This is a genomic window from Corynebacterium sp. ES2715-CONJ3 (genome assembly GCF_024814365.1).
Taxonomy (GTDB): domain Bacteria; phylum Actinomycetota; class Actinomycetes; order Mycobacteriales; family Mycobacteriaceae; genus Corynebacterium.
Genome location: NZ_JANUXS010000001.1, coordinates 416,439 through 435,457, shown reverse-complemented (window position 1 = coordinate 435,457; position 19,019 = coordinate 416,439). Strand labels below are relative to the sequence as shown.

Genomic DNA, 19,019 nt, shown 5'->3' with positions numbered 1-19,019 from the left:
TCCCAGTCTAGCAACCAGGTCACTAGACCCCCAGCACAACCGTCACAGACCTCAACTCGGAACTTTTCACCGTGGTGTAACGTTATATCCAATGATCCGTGAGTAAAAGGTACTCGCGTCAATCCCCCTACCGCTGTTGAGCGGGGGAAGAACTTTTAAGGAAAGGACTGATTCGCACTATGGCAGACCGCGTTCTCCGTGGTTCCCGAATGGGTGCCGTCAGCTACGAAACCGACCGCGACCACGATCTAGCACCTCGCCAGATGGTCCGTTATAAGACCGAAACAGGCGACATCTATGACGTCCCCTTCGCTCACGACGCCGAAATCCCCGAGACCTGGCAGTGCAAGAACGGCCAGACCGGTCATCTCATGGAGGGTGAAGGAGTCTCCGCTAAGCCAACGAAACCACCGAGAACTCACTGGGATATGCTGCGGGAACGGCGCTCAATCGAAGAGCTTGACCAGCTCTTAGAAGAGCGTATTGATCAGCTACGCCGACGGCGTCGAAACGCAGCTCGGCTTCTCAAGCAGCAGGAGGAAGAGGCAGCCGCCGCTCGCGCAGAAGAGGAAAACGTTCACTAATGCATAGCGAAAACCGCAGTGGGATATGTCCACTGCGGTTTTTCGATTAAATATAGTGTTCTTTACGCCACTTCTTAACTTCGTGAGCAATAAGATGATAACTCTCTCTGGCGATCGCCTTAACCTGTTCGCTGCGATAAGTCAAGCCCCACTTGCTCACCTCAAGCAGCGAATCCTTCACAAAGGATCCATCCAACTTCGATTCCCCGATTTCGCGTTCAGTGAAGGTTATAGGAACCTCGCGGATATCAAAACCCAAATTATTCACTCGCCACGCCATATCCACCTGGAAGATATAGCCCGCACGGGACAACTCATCAAAATTCACCTGTTCTAAGACCTCGCGTCTAAAGGCCCGATAGCCAGCTGTCATGTCCTTGATGCCCGCCCCTAAAGCGACAGAGATATAGACATTGCCTCCCTTTGATAGGAGGTAGCGATGGCGAGGCCAGTTCACTACTTCCCCACCAGAAACGTATCGTGAACCAATCACCATGTCAGCGCCTTGGTCGATCTCGTCAAGAAGTCGGTGCAATTGCTCTGGAGCATGGGAACCATCGGCGTCCATCTCCACCAGAATGTCGTAGTGGCGCTCAAGGCCCCAGTGGAACCCTGCGATATAGGCGCCGAGTAGGCCGCCTTTGCCCTCGCGGTGCAGTACGAAGATATGGTCATCGCCGCTGGCTAGTTCATCGGCCAAATCACCGGTACCGTCGGGAGAATTATCGTCGATAATCAAAATATCAACATCCGGGTTACTTGCACGCACCCTTGAGGTGATGAGCGGAAGATTACCCACTTCGTTGTAGGTTGGGATCAAGACGAGAGTCTGAGAGCTCAAGATATTCTCCTTTAACAGGTCAGATACCCACGGTCGCTCTATGGAAGTGGGTGCGAAAAAGACTCTAGAGTTTCCGACGTACTAATGCAATCGATAGCGCCACAGCGACAAGCCCCATCATGACTAAGGCCCACTCGATGTCTGAGCCAAAACGAGCCGCAGGGCTGAGACTGTCTTTCAGCGGCACGGAAGCTGTCAGATTCTTGGCCTCGAAAATTCCTGTTCGAGACTGGATACTTCCATCGGGTGTCACAATCGCTGATACCCCAGAAGTAGCCGCGACAATAACAGCTCGATCCAATTCGATCGCGCGCATCCGGCTCATTGCTAACTGCTGATAGGTCATATCGCTGAATTCGAATGTGGCATTATTTGTCGGAGTGGACAGAATTTCTGCTCCAGCTCTGACGGCATCCCGCCCCGCTTGGTCAAAGGCAACTTCATAGCAGGTGCTGATACCAACGCGTACGTTGCGTCCCAGTTGCATTGCACGTATCGCTACCGTGCCATCTCCGTGTCCAGGTTGGAAATTGCCGGCTAGATCCACCATAGAGGAGAAAGTACGGAAAAAATCACGCATGGGCATATATTCCCCAAACGGCTGGAGAAATTTCTTGTGGTGGTACTCCCCTGGTCCTGAAATTGGATCGAAAACCTGCATTGTATTGTGTGCCCCCGCCTCATCTCGAGTAATTGTGCCCACTAGGATTGGCGCATTGAGCTGCGATACCGCTTGATCGATCAAACGCCGAGCATCCCCATCCTCGAAGGGGTTGACATCGGAAGAATTTTCTGGCCACACTGCGAAGTCAACAGGTTCAGAGATCCGTGCAGTCTCTGCCACGTGATTGCCTAATACTGCACGCCGCTGGGCATTGAAATCGAGGCCCAGCCGTGGCACATTGCCTTGCACTGCTGCGACTGTGACCGTCTCAGTGCTTTCACCTCGGGGCATCATGATGGCGGTGGCGCTTAAAATCACGACAAGGCTGAGCACCAGCCCGTGGCCTAGATCCATTCTCCAGCGGGCCAGCGTTGTGGCGAGCAGACAAATCATGGCACTCACCAGCGCAGGCCCCCCGAGAAATGCCAGGGATGCCAACGGACCATCAATCTGCGTCCATGCTAGGCGGACCCACGCGAAGCCACCATAGGGCCATGAGGAACGCAGGAACTCGATGGTGACATAGTAAAAAGCGAAACCGATATAACCGTATCGATGGGCGAGTATAACTGCTCCACCTGCTCCTAAGAGAAGAGAATACAGTGCCAAAAAGATTGCTAGCGCTATATATGGGAAGGCTCCGACAAACTCACCAATCCACGGCAGCATCAGGAGGTAGACCACGAGACTGTGGGCGAAAGCGATCACAGAGCCACTGCGCATACTCACAGCACGACCGTTATAGGGGCTCAGCGATAGCACGAGCACAATCACCCCGACGATTGCCGCCTTCCACCACCCCAGGGGTTGATAACCGCTATAAACTAGCAGGCCCCCAAAAGCGCTCAGCGCTATCCGGCCGAGAAAAATTACCAAAGGTTTATGCCTCATGAGGACTTTTTGGGGTCGTCAAAATCTTCAGGATTAAGATTTTTCGACCACGTGCTGAGCTCTTCCTCGTCGATTGTTTCGGCCGTTGGGGTCACTGAGCTCCCTGAGGCACGGGATTGTGCCCCCGGCCCAAAGTGGCCGTAGCTGTGCGGAGAGCGGTAGCCCTGGGTCATTTCGAAACTGCGTACCCCTAGATCCGCGATCTTGGCTCGTAGTTTTTTAGCCAAAAGACGGCGCACGACGGCCCGGGTAGGGGCGATGATGAGAATAAGTCCTATCAGTGTGGTGACAAAACCGGGCAGAGCAACACCCACTGCGCCCGCAGCAAGCAGACCTAGATCTCCAACCGCCTGTCCAGCACTGCTTCCTAGGGAGGCACTACGAGCAACTCGGCGCATCTCAATTGCGGCTAATAATAGCCCTGCAAAGAAGAATGCAAATAGCAGTAAAAGGGCTACGCCCACTCCCAGCCATTTGGATACCAGCCAAAAGGCCAGCGCCTCGCACACGAAATAGGGCACAACGAGAAAATATGGCATAGCAAAATACTAGCGCAATAACGCGCGCGCCGCCGAAGGGCTTTCAGGCGGCGCGCTCATGACGCGATATTAGCGATCTTCGAGTTCTCCCTCCATCTCTAGGAAGGTAGTACGCAGAGTATCGAGTGCTTCGGGGCTAGGTTCCTCCCACAGCTTCCGTTCGGCTGCCTCGAGAAGCCGTTCGGCAATATCACGCAGCGCCCACGGATTCGATTCCTGGAAAAATTCCCGATTCTTTGGGTCCTTTACATATGTGTCCGTGAGAGTTTCATACATCCAATCCTCCATAAGACCTGTGGTGGCATCATAGCCGAAGAGGTAGTCCACGGTCGCTGACATCTCAAAAGCACCTTTATAGCCGTGGTTACGCATTGCTTCGAGCCAGCGGGGATTGACTACGCGAGCACGGAAAACGCGCCGCGACTCCTCGTGCAGGGTTCTGGTTTTTACTGTTTCTTGGCGGGTGGAATCACCAATATAAGCTTCAGGATCAGCACCTGTCAGAGCTCTGACCGTCGCGATCATACCGCCATGGAACTGGAAGTAATCGTCAGAATCGGCTATGTCATGCTCCCGGGAATCAACATTTTTTGCCGCTACTTGAATGCGGCGGTACGCCCGGCGCATATCATCGCTAGCCTCGACGCCATTGACGCCGCGGCCATATGCATAGCCACCCCATGCGGTGTAGACCTCCGCGAGGTCTTGATCGTCGCGCCAATTCCCAGATTCAATAAGCTCCAACAGTCCGGCCCCATAGGTGCCAGGCTTGGAACCAAATATTCGGCGTATAGGACGATCTGTGCCTTCCGCATCCTCGCTGATATGAGCGCGCACATAATTCTCCTCGGGGCTCTCATCCAACTGTGCCACCATGTTTACAGCATCGTCGATGAGCGCTAATACATGGGGGAAGGCATCTCTGAAAAAGCCCGAGATGCGCACCGTAGTGTCAATGCGGGGTCGCCCCAATTCCTCGAGAGGGATGACTTCGAGATCCACGACGCGTCGCGAGGCGTCGTCCCATACGGGTCGCACACCAAGTAGTGCGAATACCTCCGCAATATCGTCTCCAGAGGTGCGCATAGCGGAGGTACCCCAAACCGACAGGCCGACAGACTTCGGGTAGGTTCCGTGTTCCTTTAAATACCGCTCAACCAGGGAATCAGCGAGCAGCTGCCCTGTTTCCCAAGCCAATCGTGAGGGCAGGGATTTGGGATCTACAGAATAGAAGTTGCGGCCCGTGGGAAGCACATTAACAAGTCCGCGGAGCGGAGAACCAGAGGGGCCGGCTTCAATAAATTTGCCATCCAGAGCGCGTAGGATTTGTTCCACCTCGCGAGAGGTTGCAGCAAGCCGAGGAATGAGTTCTTCGCATGCGAATACAAGAAGGTCACGCAGGCCACGGCGGTCAAGATCGTCCGGGAGGTAATCAGCCGAAGCAAGAAGATGATCTACTTCCCCACTGCGCCAATGCTGTGCTTCAAGGCTGGAGAGTAACCGGTGCGCAATTGCCTCCACCTCGTCAACTCGAGTGCGGCTTTCTTCTCCAGTCTCTGCGAGTCCTAAGGCTTCTCGTAGACCAGGAACCGCGGATTCCCCGCCCCACAGCTGGCGGGCACGAAGCATGGCTAAAACCAGCTCAACGCGCACGTCACCAGTAACTTCTTCGCTAAGGATATGGAGCCCTCCGCGGATGGACACATCTTTGATCTCGCATAGCCAACCATCGATTTCCATGATTTTATCGTCGAAGGCGTCTTCGTCGGGGCGTTCATCCCAACCTAGATCACGGTCCATTTTGGCAGCCTGCAGTAGAGTCCAAATTTCCTGGCGAATCGCTGGTAACTTTGCGGGATCCATCGCTGCAATATTGGCGTGTTCGTCAAGTAGCTGCTCCAAACGAGTGATATCGCCATAGGATTCCGCGCGGGCCATCGGAGGAATCATATGGTCAACCAAAGTGGCGTGAGCACGCCGTTTGGCCTGTGTGCCCTCCCCTGGATCGTTAACGAGGAATGGATAGATTAGCGGTAGCTCCCCGATGGCCTGATCGGTATAGCATTGTGCCGATAGCCCAGCGTTTTTTCCTGGCAGCCATTCCATATTCCCGTGTTTACCCATATGCACGATGGCGTCGGCACCAAAAACCTCACGCAGCCAGTAGTAAACGCCTAGATAATGGTGGTTCGCTGGAAGGTCAGGGTCGTGATAGATTCCCACAGGATTCTCTCCGAAGCCGCGCGGAGGCTGGACCATGATAACAACATTGCCGAAGATTAAACCTGCTATATAAATCTCGTCTGTTTCTGGATTGACATAATGGGTTCCAGGGGCTGGTCCCCAGTGCTCGATCATTTCCTCTTGCATCTCTTTAGGAAGCGTCGAGAAAAATTCCCGGTAGGTATCTCCCGATAATTTCAACGGGTTATTGGCCATGACCTCGGGTGTGAGCCATTCTGGATCATGTCCACCAGCATCGATCACAGCGTGCATGAGTGCGTCGCCGTCTAGGTTGCCATCTTCGCTATAGCCTGGAATCAGGGCTGGATCTCCGAGGTCATAGCCTGCTTTTACTAGGGCCCTGATGACACGCAAGACTGACTGCGGAGTATCAAGACCCACGGCATTACCAATGCGTGCGTGCTTGGTGGGGTAGGCCGAAAACATGAGAACGAGTTTCTTTTCGGCGGGCGGAATTGTCGATAGCACGGCGTGCCGGTAGGCAATGCCTGCGAGTCGTTCGCAACGCTCGGGATCCGGGATATAGGTGATCAGTCCCGCCTGATCATATTCTTTAAAGGAAAAAGGCACGGTAATAAGGCGTCCGTCAAACTCAGGAACTGCGATCTGGGTCGCCACATCCAGTGGGGACAGACCTTCATCAGATTCTTCCCACTCTCGGCGAGGGCTCGTCAAGGCGAGACCTTGGATGATGGGGATATCGAGGGCAGCCAGTTGGGCGACATCCCACGCCTCATCGTCACCTCCGGCCTGAGCCGTTGCAGGTTTCGTACCACCAGCGGCAAGAACAGTAGTGATGAGTACGTCGAAGGTGGCGAGTTCAGCTAAGAGATCTTCTGGTGCCTGGCGTAATGAGGCCGCATAAATAGGAATAGCGGTGGCACCACGGGCGGCTATAGCGTCCGCGAGGGCATGGATATAGTGGGTATTCCCTGCCAGGTGCTGAGCGCGGTAATACACAATGCCGATACGAGGGCTAGGTGCACCCTGGTTCCATGGCGTATCCAAGGAGTCTGTTTGTTCGAGGTAACCCCACAGTGGCATTCGTCGTGGAGGCTGGAAACCTAAACCGGTGAGAAGGAGCGTGTCGGAGAGGAAGTTATGGAGATTATGAAGGTTATCGAATCCACCTTCCGCTAGATAGGTATGGGCCGTAGTGACCACACCAGCCGGAGGGGTGGAAAGATCGGTGAGCTCGGCATCGACCGCCAGCTCCCCCGAGACTATGACCACGGGTTTTGGTGAAGCAAGCAGTGCATCGATCCCCCATTCCCACGCTCTCTTGCCACCAAGAAGCCGAACCACAAAGATATCGGTTGTTCCGATGAGTTCACTGAGGCTGTCAGAGTTGAGATAATTGGGGTTCGCGTAGTGGTAACGAACATCAGGGTGTTCGCTGGCTGCTCGTGCGGAGAGCAGGTCGGTATCGGAGGTCGAGAGCAGTGTGATCATCGAGAAAAAATGATCCTTCCGGGTTCATATGGATAAATTGCTGAGGCGATGAGAGACCTTCTTGGTAATCATTGCCGTAATAGAGTAAGTGTATACTGAGATTCCTCGTAGATTGGTGTCTTGGGCCTAAACGCTTGTTCGCGCGGCCCGGATATATCCACCGCAGCGAGGATATTGGTGCACCTTAGCACGCTATTAAGGGATTCCTAAGTTATTAAAAGGTTGAGAATATTAGTAGAATCGCCGCTATGACCAGATCTCACCTTCGCTCCATTGATGCAGTCCCGTCAGATACCCCATTCAGCAGGTCTGTCGGAGATAAATGTCCTGGTGCTCTCAAACTATTCCCAGCTTCTGATGGCTATATAGGTCGGTTGCGATTTCCCGGAGGACGGATCACAGCGAAGACATGGTCCGTTATCGCCAAATTGGCACTTGAGCTCGGCGACGGTGAAGCGCACATCACAACCCGCTCCAATCTGCAAATTCGTGGTGTGAACGACCACACGGCTTTTAGTTCGCGAGCCATCGAGTGTGGTCTCGTGCCCTCGATAGCTCACGACCGCATGCGCAATATCCTAGCCTCCCCCCTTTCAGCTAAAGCTCAAGCTGATAGCCGAACCTTGGATGCTGCCATACTGGCCGATAGTGACGTAGCCGCCTTACCCGGACGGATTCTATTCGGAATCGACTCTGGGCGCGGCGATATTCTCGGTCAACGTGTAGATTTCGGAGCGCAGCATCGATCCGATGGCAGCTATAGGCTCATTCTCGCGGGTGAACCCACGCCCTATTGCGCTCCCGATCAGCGCACTATGATTGACTCTCTGCTCGATGCCGCTCGATACTGGCAATCGCATCGGGGCAAGCTGTGGCGAGTAGCCGAATCGGCGAGCCTAACTCGTGAGATCATGGAGTTATGGTCCCAGAACACTGCATTAAGCTATGAAGATCTCAGAGATATCATAAGACCAGAGCCCGAACACCATATGCGACCAGTCGGATGGCTCGACAATGAAGACGGCACCGTTAGCCTAGGAGTTGGACTGCCATTCGGGGTGATCCCACAGCAGGCTCTTCAGGTTCTCGGAGTCATCGAAGTTGATACTTCCATTACGCCGTGGGCTTCGCTGGTTGTCCATGATCTCACCGAAGGTGACGCCGAAGCAATTGTTAAGGTACTCGCGCCCCTAGGCCTCATCCTTGATGCGAACTCTCCCTGGCTGAAGGTTAGTGCCTGTACAGGTTTACCGGGGTGTCAAAAATCCCACTCTGTCACGCGCAGCGATGCTAGTGAGTTTATAGAAAGAGGCTACGATTTAGACACACCTGTCCATTTTTCCGGCTGCGAACGTCGCTGTGGGCACCCACTGACCACATACACCGACTATGTGGCAGTAGGTGACGGCGAATACGAGGTATATAATCGATGAGTTTTAGCTATATCACTGATGGCGATGAGATTTACAGGCAATCATTCGCCATGATTCGAGAGGAATCAGATCTCTCGACCTTCACCACCGAGCAATCACAAATAGCAGTGCGCATGATTCATGCTGCTGGCGAGACTGACCTCGCTCGAGATATCGAATTCTCCCCCGATGCAGTTACCTCCGCCCGAGAAGCATTCTTCCAGGGGCGCCCAATTATCACCGACGTCACCATGGTGCACGCTGGCATCACACGGGCCAGGTTGCCTAGAGATAATAAAGCTTTGTGCTTTCTCCACGACGAACGCACTAGGGATCTTGCACGTCGACTAAATACCACCCGTACCGCCGCTGCCGTGGAACTGTGGGAGCCCGAACTTGCCGGCTCAATTGTAGCTATCGGAAATGCACCCACCGCTCTCTTTCACCTGCTTAACTGGCTCGAGGCCGACCCACACCGTCCTCGACCAGCGGTTATTTTAGGTATCCCCGTGGGATTTATCGGTGCTGCTGAATCAAAACTGGCACTCAGTGAAAAGGCTCGTGAACTAGGCACTGATTTTATTACCGTGCACGGGCGTCGCGGCGGATCCGCCATCACTTGCGCAGCTATCAACGCTCTAGCCACCTATAAGGAGATTCTTTAAATTATGAATCACGGCACGCTCATCGGCGTCGGTGTAGGTCCAGGCGACCCTGAATTGCTCACTATCAAAGCGGTATCCGCGATTAAGAATGCTGATACTGTTGCGTTTCATGCTCGTCCGGGCGGCAGCTCTGCGGCGCGGGCCATCGCTGAGCCCTATCTAAATCAGGGCCAAGAGTTGCTCCTGTTGGAATACCCTGTCACCACTGGCGCCACCGACCATCCTGGAGGTTATGCCGGGGCCATGGCTGAATTCTATAGTGAGGCTATTGCACAATTGCGCACCCGCCTGAGTGACGGTAAGACTGTTGCGGTGCTTGCCCTTGGTGATCCCATGCTTTACTCCTCCTACCAGCATCTGCACGGAGTTTTAGCTGAGGAATTTCATTCCGTTGTCATTCCCGGCATCCCCTCTCTGACAGCGGCAGCCGATGTCCTCGCCAAACCTTTATGTCAAGATGACGAGGTGCTGAGTATCCTTTCCGGCACCCTTGATGAGTCGGTTTTAGTCGAGAAACTGCGTAATACCGACTGTGCAGTGATTATGAAACTGGGTCGTACTTTCGACAAAGTGCAGCGCGCGCTACACGAAGCTGGTATGGCAGATAGAGCTTATATCGTCGAGCGCGTGGGGATGGAGGGCCAACGCTCCTACCCACTTAATGCTGTGGGAGAGGAACCTGTCCCCTATTTCGCTGTCGTGGTTGTTCCTTCAAAGAAAGCTGAGCTCCCGCACGATGAACCACATATCCAGACTGGTGAAGTAGTTGTTGTAGGCCTAGGGCCCGCTGGTGCGCAATGGCTTAGCCCTGAGGCCAGTGCCGAGCTCAAGGCAGCAACCGATATTGTGGGATATTCTACCTATGTCAATAGGGTTCCCGATCGGGCTGGACAGCGCAAGCACCACAGCGATAACAAGGTTGAAGCGGAGCGCGCTGCTATGGCGCTCGACTTAGCCCTCCGCGGACGCCGCGTTGCCGTGGTATCTTCTGGCGATCCGGGGGTTTTTGCCATGGCTGCAGCTGTTCTGGAGGTGGCAAGCGATCCCCAATGGGTAGGGGTTCCAGTACGCATAATTCCAGGGATGACCGCAGCCCAAGCAGTAGCTTCTCGGGTAGGGGCACCGTTGGGCCACGATTTTGGCATGATCTCCCTGTCTGATCGTCTCAAGCCTTTTGCAATTGTGGAAAAGCGGGTGCGAGCCTTGCTGCAGGCAGATATGGCCTTCGCAGTTTACAATCCGGCTTCTAAGCAGCGGCGTGAGCAGGTCCACACGTTAAAGAGGATCGTTGCAGAGTATCGATCACCCGACATACCTATTATCGTGGCCCGCGCGGTGGGCAGCGAGAGTGAGAAAATCACAGTCACTACCGTTGCCGATTTCGATCCCGACATAGTGGATATGCGAACCATGCTCATTATTGGGGCATCGACGACCACCACCTACAAGGCGGCAGGATGTGTAACACGCGTGTATACTTCGCGATATTATACTTAGTTTCGTAGCGCGACTCAATGATCGAGCTGCGCAATAATATTGCGATGCAGTCCACGATGAAGAAGGGCCCAATGAATTTATATTCCTTCAAACGCTCCATGATTGCGCTGGTCACCGCCAGCACTGTTATATGTGCTGGCATGAGCGCGGTTGAGGCGGCGCCTAGTACCAGCTCTATCACCGCTGAAGATTTTAATAAGGATGTCGGTAGCATCGACTCCAACAGCTCGAACCCAGAAACTAACACGGGCTCATCCGCCACCTACTGGTTTGATCGCCAACAGGGCTGGGTGCAAACCCTCATCATAGTGATAAGCAGCTTGCAGATTGCTGCCCTATTAATAGGCCCGGCGCGCGCCTTATTCTACAATCTTTTTAAGGTCTAAACTAGGCAAACCGAGCATCCTCTAATAGGGCGATCACCTCTTCTGTCGATGAGCACTGATGTGCAATGGCCGGCAGAGCTGGTCGCTCGATCATCAACACCTTGATGCCAAGTTCTCTAGCGGCCTGCAATTTAGCGGTAGTCATGGAGCCACCAGAATTCTTGGTGATCAAGCAGTCAATCTGATTATCACGCATAATCTTCTTTTCGTCGGCTACCTTAAAAGGCCCACGTGAGTGGATGAGGCGATATCTGTGTGGAAGTGGCGGCCTCGGCGGCTCAACCGTCCGAATCACATATATATTGTGCACATCGTGGGCGAAATAATGAAGATTCTGGCGGCCAATCGTGAGGAAAATGTGGTGAAAATTCTGGGCGGCTTGCGCAGCAGCGCTGGCAAAATCTGGCACACGTATCCATTGATCACGGTCTCCTGGAGTCCACAATGGTCGATGCAAGGCAACCAGTGGAATGCCCGTAGCCCGGGCAGCCTCGGCCGCCGAAAGCGAGATTCGCTCCGCAAACGGGTGGGTAGCATCGATCATCACCTCTATGCCATGGCTGAGGATCCATTGAGTTAAACCGGCTGGGCCCCCAAAACCTCCAATTCGTACCTCCCCGACGGGTAAGGCTGGATTAGAGACCCTACCGGCTAGCGATGTTGTGGTGTACCAGCCCATATCATTGAGGCGTTGCGCTACATCGCGTGATTCTTTGGTTCCCCCGAGGATTAGAGCACGCATGGAAGTGTCCGCCCTTCCTCGTCACGGGGCCGATCATCTGAATAGAGGAAAGAATCAGGAAAACCACTGGCGCCTAGAACTTTTCCGACAACAATAATGGCCGTACGGGTAATTCCAGCCTCTAAAATCTGCGCAGCGATATCTCCTAAGGTACCCCGCAGAATTTTTTCATTCTCCCTAGACGCGAATGCTACCACTGCTACGGGACACTGGGCCCCATAAAACGGCAGGAGCTCAGTAACCACACGGTTAATATCGTGGGCAGCTAGGTGTATACATAAAGTGGTCCGGGCTTGAGATAAGGTTGCGAGATCTTCCCCCTCCGGCATCGCTGAGGCGCGCCCCGATACCCGAGTGAGAATAACCGATTGTCCGACGGTGGGAACTGTCAGTTCATGCCCTAAAGATGCCGCTGCTGCCGCGAAAGCTGGAACACCAGGCACGATCTCATAGTCGATACCCCGTGCTGTTAAACGTCGTACTTGTTCAGCGAGAGCAGAGTATATGCTGGGATCCCCGGATTGCAGGCGCACAATCTTTTTGTGTTGCGCATGCGCCTGAGCGATGATTTCCACGATTGTGTCTAGGGGCATACGGGCGGTATTGATGAGTTCGGCGTGTTCAGGAGCTGAATCCAACACCTCCTGCGGAATTATTGATCCTGCATATAGACAGAGATCCGCCTGCCTAATGAGACGATCGGCACGCACAGTGAGAAGATCTGACGCCCCTGGACCTGCGCCGATGAAATAAACAGTCATGGAAATTAATCGCTTTCTAATTTATCTGTGGAGCTAAAGCTTCTATGGGCTTTGTCGATAACCCACTGTACAATGGGATAGCTCGGTTTGAACGCGGTGAATTCACCGATGTGCTGCTCGGTGGAAATATTGACCCGAGTAAGAGAGCCACCATACTGGCGGCGTAGGTTGACAACGAGAGCTTCGCTTTCAATTGTCACAGCATTGGCTACGAGACGTCCTCCAGGTAGTAACTTCTCCCACGCACTATCAAAAACTCCGGGGTGGGTCAGCCCACCTCCTATAAATACACGATGAGGGCGCGTTTTTTCACTGATGACACTCTCAGGAGCGGTACCCGCGATTGTCAAACGGTGCGAAACGCCGAGTTTGCGGGCGTTGAAGTCGATGCGCTCACGACGATCCGAGCGATCCTCGAAGCACACACCACGCGCGGTTGAAGTTGATCGCAAGCATTCAATGACAACACTGCCTGATCCCCCACCAATATCCCATATGATATCGCCGGCCCGTGGGGCTAGAGCCGCCACACTGAGCGCTCTGATATGGGCCTTACTGAGTTGCCCATCACTAATATACGTGTCATCCGGCAGTCCTGGAGTAAGCGGAAGACCGCACCGAGAGGGAGTGACGGCAATAATATTTAGTGCACTAACGACCGCCGGAGGATTGCTGGCAGTCCCCACAGCATGTGATTCATCGGCTCCCCCGAGGTCGTTAAGAATCTCCACCTGCGCATCCGGCTGATCGAGGTCTCTTAATAAGGCGCACAGTAGCCTAGGGGTCGTTTCGTCCCGACCCAGCACGAGGAATGGGCGCCCTTCTTCAATGGGAATAGTGAGTGATTCAATGGGCTGTGAAACCACCGAATGGACCGGCGTCGTGTCGAGTGCCCATCCCAACCGCGCACACGCTAATGATGCTGAAGACATATAGGGGTAGATAGTCAACGGCATATCTGGAAAAATCCTCTTGAGGGTTGTTCCAATCCCGTGAAACATAGGGTCACCACTGGCTAAAACCGCGACTTTTCGCTCACCGATGGTGTCAAATATGTCCTTGAGCGCAGGCACGAGAGGAGATGGCCACGGACGGCGCTCGGCGGAGATCTCCTCTCCTAGCAGGTTTAGCTGGCGCCACGATCCCAGCACCAGGTCGCTTGAAGCCAGCGCAGCCAATGCCTCTTCGTTGAGGTCAACGATGCCGCGGGCACTCATTCCCACCACGCTTATATGCGCTCCGCCGCGGGCTGAGCTGTCAAGCTTTTGGTACAAGCCACTTTGAGATTGGGTCATATAAGCAATTCTAACTGTCTCAGGCAGAGAAATTCGCTAGCGCAGCGTGCGCGGCTGATTATTAAGTCTTTCACATCCTTTGTCTGTCACTAGCACAATATCTTCGATGCGCGCTCCGAAGCGTCCTGGAATATAGATGCCTGGCTCCACGGAAAATGTCATACCCGGCTCCAAAATGAGATCGTTACCTGCCATGATATACGGCTCCTCGTGGGTCGATAGACCAATTCCGTGACCAGTACGGTGAATGAAATACTCCCCGAAACCCCGTGAGCTAATAGCAGTTCGTGCAACTGCATCAATCTCTTGTGCTTTAGCTCCGGGTTTTACTGCCGCAACCGCAGCATCTTGAGCGAGGTAGAGGACCTCGTAAAGTTCGTGCATGAGTGGGTCGAGATGATCGAGGTTTCCCCCGACAATATATGTTCGGGTGCAATCAGAGTGGTACCCCACCCCAAAGGTGCCTCCGATATCAACAACCACAACGTCACCCGCACATAACTTCCGGTCTGAGTAGTTATGGTGAGGGTTAGCACCATTGGCCATGGAGCCAACGATGATGAAATCTACAGCGCTGTGTTCTTCGAGGATCAGAGCATTGATATCAGTTGCTACCTCTCGTTCGGTGCGCCCTGGTCTGAGCAATTCCGGGATTTTGGCATGAACTCGATCGATCGCTTGACCTGCACTGCGCACCTGCGCAATCTCGGCTTCATCTTTAGCAATGAAGAGTTCTTTGAGGATCACAGTGGCCGATACCCATTCGGATTGAGGCGCACTCAACTGTTGCAGACGCAGGAGATGGCTGGCTTTAAGGTCATCACTTATTCCCAACCGGATGGGTTGACGGCCAAAGTAGTCCACCACCATCTGATGGGGATTATGCCCGTCTTCCCACGGCACTAGACGCACCGGGAGATCTTGGATCACCGATGTCTCAATCTCTGCTCGGTCAACCGCGGGATAGTAGAACTGGGGCTCGCCGTGCGCTGGGATAACGAGAGCACAGAATCTTTCATGGGTGCTCATCCATGACGAACACAGATACGCTAGCTGCGCTCCAGGAGCAACGATGACTGCATCCAAACTATTGGCACGTATCAGGCTTTGAGCTCTAGTAATCCGAGAGGCATATAGGTGGGCGGGAAAATGCGGATTCATACCCTTATTGTAAATCACGACATCAAAAGCGGAGACCCTAAGCTCCCAGGGCGACGACACCTCGGCGGATTGCTGCAACAGCCTGCTTAGCCGTATGAATAGTATCTTCGTTATACGAGGTTTTATTCATTTGTTCTAGCAGATCCACCACTTGGCGTGCCTGCCGTACAAAATCTCCCGGTGTCAATTCCGCACCCGACTCGTGGGCGGCAGCTAGGCAATAGCCCAATGGAGCTCCAGCCGTCCACTGGTGGAGTGCAAGAGCGAAACCAGGTTCGGGCATCTTGGTCTGTGTCAAACGGTGTCGGCGTTCATCAAAAGATAATTGCTCCCATATCCGCATTGTATTATTCATGGCCACGACCATGGCGTCGGTAGCCCCTTGGGCCTCCCCTCGCGCTTCACGACGATTTTCAAAGGAACACATGCTCACAACGCCGGCTAATTCGGCTGGATCAAGTCCATCCCAGATACCACGACGCAGACACTGGGCAATGAGAAGGTCGGACTCGCTGTGAATGAGCGCCAAACGCTCACCTTCTTCGGTGATTGCGGGCGTGCCTGACTCGTCAAACTCCACGTAGTCCATTTCGGCCAGCAGACCAAGGATGCGATCAAACTGCTTGCCCAAGGTTTCGGTGGCTTGGTCGACCTGATTTCGCCTCTTTTTAAGCTCGAGACGGGCGCGAGTCAGCTGCTGTCCGAGTGGATTGAGATCATCAATATGGGGCCAGTAGTGGGCTGGGTGACTGCGCAACTCCGCACGTAGTTTTAATATCTCTGTGCTAGGGCGATGGCGCATATCCGGGCGCATCCTTTTTGGTCTCGGATAGGAATTCTTGGCAAAGAGCTCCTTGGCAAGCCGTGAATTTTTTTCCGGACGCGCAATAACGGGGCGCGGTAAACGCATATGACCGATGCGTTGGGGGGCGATCGGAAAGGCCGCACTATCGACGCGACCTGCCCACCCCGATTCCATAATGATCTTTGGTCGCGGATCGTGGCGGTTATGGGCTGGCTGTACAACTACAGCAAGAATAGGTTTTTTTCTTCCGGGCAGTGCAATAACATCCCCTAGTTGTAGTCGGGAAAGCACTGCGGTGACCTCGATGGCACGCTCTTCGAGAGACCGTTTCTTCTGGGCTTTCTCGGCTCGAGATAATGAACTGCGAAGATCAAAGTACTCAAGTATATCAGCTAAGGGATCTTCGCTGGCGATATCGGCGGTAGCAATGGCCCTTTGTAGTTTTCTTTCAAGATCCTCTACCCGATTCTCCGCTCGCTCAATATCACGGATCTCTTCGACAACACTGCCATCAGCTTGAAACTGTGCAAAGGATTTTTCCAGAAGGCGGTGAGCGGGCGAAAAACCGATAGTTTTCAGCAGATTGACGCTCATATTATAGCCAGGAGCGAAAGTTGAGATAAGTGGATAGGTACGCGTAGATGCTAGGGTAGAAACGTGCTGCGGATCCATCGCGGGCGCCCACATCACAACTGCATTACCTAGGGTGTCAATCCCCCGCCGGCCCGCACGCCCAGTCAGTTGGGTGAATTGGCCAGGGCTGAGATCAACGTGGCCTTCACCATCGTATTTAACTAATTTCTCCAAAACAACCGAGCGTGCTGGCATATTAATACCCAACGCTAGAGTTTCGGTGGCGAATACAGCTTTAACTAGTCCACGAGTAAAAAGTTTCTCCACGATATGGCGAAAAGCCGGAAGCATGCCCGCATGGTGAGCAGCAAACCCTCGCGTGAGTGCAGCCTTCCACTTTCGGAATTCGAGAATCTTTAGATCCTCTTCTGGAATATCCTTGACGCCGTGAGCAACAATTTCAGCAATCTTCTCAGATTCTTCCTGGGACGTAAGCACAATCTTCGAGCCTAAGCACTGTGCTAAAGCGCCATCACAACCGGCTCGTGAGAAGATGAAGACGATCGCGGGTAGCATCTCGTGGTTGCTGAGAATTTGAATAACCTCAGGTCGCCCTAGGGGACGATGGCGATCGGTGCGTTTTGCCTGAGGTCTGTCAATTGATGTGCGACCTGATCCTCCACCTGATCGGGCTCGGAAAGACTTCTGAGCGAAAAAGTCAGAATGCCCGTGAGGCCGATCGTCACCGCTGATGCGTTCGATATAGGATTCGAGTCGCCGGTTGACAGTGCCTACCTCGTTGGGTTCGAACAGCGGGAAAATTTTGCGGCCAACGAGCATCCACTGATCCAGCGGTACAGGGCGATCCTCGCTGATGATAACTTCGGTATCTCCGCGGACAGTTTGTAGCCATTCTCCAAATTCTTCGTAGTTACTCACGGTCGCTGAGAGCCCAATGATCTTGACTGTGTCCGCCAGACCGAGAATGACCTCCTCCCATACGGCACCGCGTGATCTATCCGCAAGGAAATGGATTTCGTCCATGACAACATGACTGAGTCGATCGAGGGTATCCGACTGCGCGTAAATCATATTGCGAAGTACCTCGGTGGTCATCACGAGGATATCTGCATCTCGATTGATTGAGGTATCACCAGTGAGAAGTCCGACGTTATCGGATCCGTGAGCGCCTACGAGGTCGTAATATTTTTGGTTACTCAAGGCCTTGATTGGTGTGGTATAGAAGCACTTTGTACCCTGCGATAAGGCCAGTGATACGGCGAATTCACCCACGATAGTTTTGCCCGCTCCAGTTGGGGCGCAAACGAGAACTCCGTGTCCGTTCTCGATAGCCTGACAACCAGCGATCTGGAAGTCATCAAGTGGATGGGATAGTGATTGACGAAAAACGTCGAGATGGGAACCAAAGCTCATGGCTCAAGGCTACCTAAGCTAAAAGGATGCACCAAGAATATAGGTGCATCCGCTTATTTAGATAATGTCGTCGAAATAGTTTTTGTCTTCAGCTAAAGGCGCTGGCTTAGATATGGGAGCCGAAGCTAAGGTCGACGATTCGTCGGGATTTCGCGAGGTTTGAACCGGGGGCGAGGCTTCTTCATCGCCTAGGTCCAGCCACTCGGGGCGGTCAATCCTTCGGCGTCGGTCGTTGAAGCGACAGAATTGGATCGCTAATTCCATGAGTAAGCTTAGCGAGAAAGCCAGTGCAACCATGGAAAATGGATCTTGACCGGGGGTCATAAAAGCCGCAAAAATAAAAATACCCAAGACAATAAAGCGCCGCTTCTCTTTAATGGCTTGATAGCTGATTAATTCCACCACGTTAAGCATGGCGATGATGAGCGGTAGTTCGAAACTGACGCCAAAAATAACTAGTAGTGCCAGAATAAAATTAAAGTATTGTCCACCCGAAAGCGCCGCGATCTGGGTATTATCGCCGATAGTCAGAAGCAGATCCAAGCCATAGGCGACCACAAAATAGGCGAGGAGTGCGCCCACGACGAAGAGGAAAACAGCACTAGCGACAAAGGTGAAAGTCCACTTACGTTCCTGGCGCTTCAACCCTGGGGTTATAAAAGCCCACATCTGGTATAGCCACACTGGGGAGGCGAATACGGCACCAGCAAGGGCACCAACTTTCAGTCTCAGGAGAAACATCTCGAAGGGGCTGGTCGCGAGCAAGCGGCATTCGCCGTCGAGCGTAAACGATGCGCGCTTCGAAGGATCGAGGGAGCAGTAAGGACCGCGCAGAATCTCTCCGAGACTAGGGATAGATAGTACCGCGTGCTGGTACCACAGAAAACCGGCGATGGATCCGAGAATCAACCAAATGACCGATATGATTACTCGGCGGCGTAGTTCTTGGAGGTGCCCCACCAGAGACATTTGAGCTTCCGGATTGCTGCTGCGCCTAAATCGCTTTTTCTTCGCCTGTTTTTCTGTAGATGCGGCTGGTGTAAGAGAACTCATCATTGCTTAAGAGGAACTGT

General features: G+C 53.4%; 15 protein-coding genes. 5 read left to right on the top strand and 10 right to left on the bottom strand.

The window, feature by feature from the left end; genetic code table 11:
- The first annotated feature begins 179 nt into the window (after positions 1-179).
- Positions 180-584 carry an RNA polymerase-binding protein RbpA gene (locus NXT00_RS01980; protein WP_259076976.1) on the top strand — a complete coding sequence of 135 codons (405 nt, stop codon included), beginning with the start codon at positions 180-182 and terminating at the stop codon, positions 582-584.
- A 46-nt stretch (positions 585-630) separates the two neighbouring features.
- Here NXT00_RS01980 and NXT00_RS01975 read toward each other — a convergent pair whose 3' ends face one another.
- The 4 genes from NXT00_RS01975 to cobN form a co-directional block, all read right to left on the bottom strand.
- A complete protein-coding gene (locus NXT00_RS01975; protein ID WP_396124695.1) occupies positions 631-1,425 on the bottom strand; it encodes a polyprenol monophosphomannose synthase in 795 nt (264 codons plus the stop codon).
- Between the two features lie 64 nt (positions 1,426-1,489).
- The gene (gene lnt / locus NXT00_RS01970) at positions 1,490-2,959 is read right to left on the bottom strand and encodes an apolipoprotein N-acyltransferase (protein WP_259157862.1); all 1,470 of its coding nucleotides are present in this window, start codon (positions 2,957-2,959) and stop codon (positions 1,490-1,492) included.
- 17 nt (positions 2,960-2,976) lie between these two features.
- Positions 2,977-3,519, bottom strand: a complete 543-nt coding sequence (locus NXT00_RS01965; RefSeq protein WP_259076974.1) for an FxsA family protein — start codon at positions 3,517-3,519, stop codon at positions 2,977-2,979.
- A 69-nt stretch (positions 3,520-3,588) separates the two neighbouring features.
- The gene (cobN, locus tag NXT00_RS01960; RefSeq protein ID WP_259157804.1) at positions 3,589-7,215 is read right to left on the bottom strand and encodes a cobaltochelatase subunit CobN; all 3,627 of its coding nucleotides are present in this window, start codon (positions 7,213-7,215) and stop codon (positions 3,589-3,591) included.
- A gap of 248 nt (positions 7,216-7,463) precedes the next feature.
- On the opposite strand from cobN, the gene NXT00_RS01955 reads away from it, so the two are divergent.
- The 4 genes from NXT00_RS01955 (at position 7,464) to NXT00_RS01940 (ending at position 11,175) form a co-directional block, all read left to right on the top strand.
- Entirely contained in the window at positions 7,464-8,648 is a 1,185-nt protein-coding gene (locus tag NXT00_RS01955) for a precorrin-3B synthase (RefSeq protein WP_259076970.1), read from the top strand.
- On the top strand, positions 8,645-9,292 hold the full coding sequence (locus NXT00_RS01950; protein ID WP_259076968.1) for a precorrin-8X methylmutase: 648 nt from the start codon (positions 8,645-8,647) through the stop codon (positions 9,290-9,292). The genes NXT00_RS01955 and NXT00_RS01950 overlap by 4 nt, the downstream gene beginning before the upstream one ends.
- Before the next feature lie 3 nt (positions 9,293-9,295).
- Positions 9,296-10,789 carry a precorrin-3B C(17)-methyltransferase gene (cobJ, locus tag NXT00_RS01945; protein WP_259076966.1) on the top strand — a complete coding sequence of 498 codons (1,494 nt, stop codon included), beginning with the start codon at positions 9,296-9,298 and terminating at the stop codon, positions 10,787-10,789.
- 71 nt (positions 10,790-10,860) lie between these two features.
- Entirely contained in the window at positions 10,861-11,175 is a 315-nt protein-coding gene (locus NXT00_RS01940) for a hypothetical protein (protein WP_259076964.1), read from the top strand.
- 1 nt (position 11,176) lies between these two features.
- On the opposite strand, the gene NXT00_RS01935 is transcribed toward NXT00_RS01940, so the two are convergent.
- From NXT00_RS01935 to tatC, 6 genes are read right to left on the bottom strand one after another with little or no spacing between them, the layout of a single operon-like run.
- Positions 11,177-11,917 (bottom strand): cobalt-precorrin-6A reductase, encoded by a 741-nt coding sequence (locus NXT00_RS01935; protein ID WP_259076962.1) that lies wholly within the window; start codon positions 11,915-11,917, stop codon positions 11,177-11,179.
- Positions 11,905-12,678 (bottom strand): precorrin-4 C(11)-methyltransferase, encoded by a 774-nt coding sequence (cobM, locus tag NXT00_RS01930; RefSeq protein WP_259076952.1) that lies wholly within the window; start codon positions 12,676-12,678, stop codon positions 11,905-11,907. The genes NXT00_RS01935 and cobM overlap by 13 nt, the downstream gene beginning before the upstream one ends.
- A gap of 5 nt (positions 12,679-12,683) precedes the next feature.
- Positions 12,684-13,973 (bottom strand): precorrin-6y C5,15-methyltransferase (decarboxylating) subunit CbiE, encoded by a 1,290-nt coding sequence (gene cbiE, locus NXT00_RS01925; protein WP_259076950.1) that lies wholly within the window; start codon positions 13,971-13,973, stop codon positions 12,684-12,686.
- A gap of 36 nt (positions 13,974-14,009) precedes the next feature.
- Positions 14,010-15,134, bottom strand: coding sequence for a Xaa-Pro peptidase family protein (locus tag NXT00_RS01920; protein ID WP_259157803.1), 1,125 nt, complete (start codon positions 15,132-15,134; stop codon positions 14,010-14,012).
- A 37-nt stretch (positions 15,135-15,171) separates the two neighbouring features.
- On the bottom strand, positions 15,172-17,946 hold the full coding sequence (locus NXT00_RS01915; RefSeq protein ID WP_259157802.1) for an RNA helicase: 2,775 nt from the start codon (positions 17,944-17,946) through the stop codon (positions 15,172-15,174).
- Positions 17,947-18,003: 57 nt separating this feature from the next.
- Positions 18,004-18,999 carry a twin-arginine translocase subunit TatC gene (gene tatC, locus NXT00_RS01910; protein WP_396124694.1) on the bottom strand — a complete coding sequence of 332 codons (996 nt, stop codon included), beginning with the start codon at positions 18,997-18,999 and terminating at the stop codon, positions 18,004-18,006.
- Between the last annotated feature and the right edge of the window lie 20 nt (positions 19,000-19,019).

Excerpts from the sequence above, each read along its gene's own strand:
- cobJ (WP_259076966.1), top strand. The coding sequence starts at position 9,296 with ATGAATCACGGCACGCTCATCGGCGTCGGTGTAGGTCCAGGCGACCCT.
- NXT00_RS01935 (WP_259076962.1), bottom strand. The coding sequence starts at position 11,917 with ATGCGTGCTCTAATCCTCGGGGGAACCAAAGAATCACGCGATGTAGCG.
- cobN (WP_259157804.1), bottom strand. The coding sequence starts at position 7,215 with ATGATCACACTGCTCTCGACCTCCGATACCGACCTGCTCTCCGCACGA.
- cbiE (WP_259076950.1), bottom strand. The coding sequence starts at position 13,973 with ATGACCCAATCTCAAAGTGGCTTGTACCAAAAGCTTGACAGCTCAGCC.
- NXT00_RS01940 (WP_259076964.1), top strand. The coding sequence starts at position 10,861 with ATGAATTTATATTCCTTCAAACGCTCCATGATTGCGCTGGTCACCGCC.
- NXT00_RS01920 (WP_259157803.1), bottom strand. The coding sequence starts at position 15,134 with ATGAATCCGCATTTTCCCGCCCACCTATATGCCTCTCGGATTACTAGA.
- NXT00_RS01915 (WP_259157802.1), bottom strand. The coding sequence starts at position 17,946 with ATGAGCTTTGGTTCCCATCTCGACGTTTTTCGTCAATCACTATCCCAT.
- NXT00_RS01950 (WP_259076968.1), top strand. The coding sequence starts at position 8,645 with ATGAGTTTTAGCTATATCACTGATGGCGATGAGATTTACAGGCAATCA.
- cobM (WP_259076952.1), bottom strand. The coding sequence starts at position 12,678 with ATGACTGTTTATTTCATCGGCGCAGGTCCAGGGGCGTCAGATCTTCTC.
- NXT00_RS01980 (WP_259076976.1), top strand. The coding sequence starts at position 180 with ATGGCAGACCGCGTTCTCCGTGGTTCCCGAATGGGTGCCGTCAGCTAC.
- tatC (WP_396124694.1), bottom strand. The coding sequence starts at position 18,999 with ATGAGTTCTCTTACACCAGCCGCATCTACAGAAAAACAGGCGAAGAAA.
- NXT00_RS01955 (WP_259076970.1), top strand. The coding sequence starts at position 7,464 with ATGACCAGATCTCACCTTCGCTCCATTGATGCAGTCCCGTCAGATACC.
- NXT00_RS01965 (WP_259076974.1), bottom strand. The coding sequence starts at position 3,519 with ATGCCATATTTTCTCGTTGTGCCCTATTTCGTGTGCGAGGCGCTGGCC.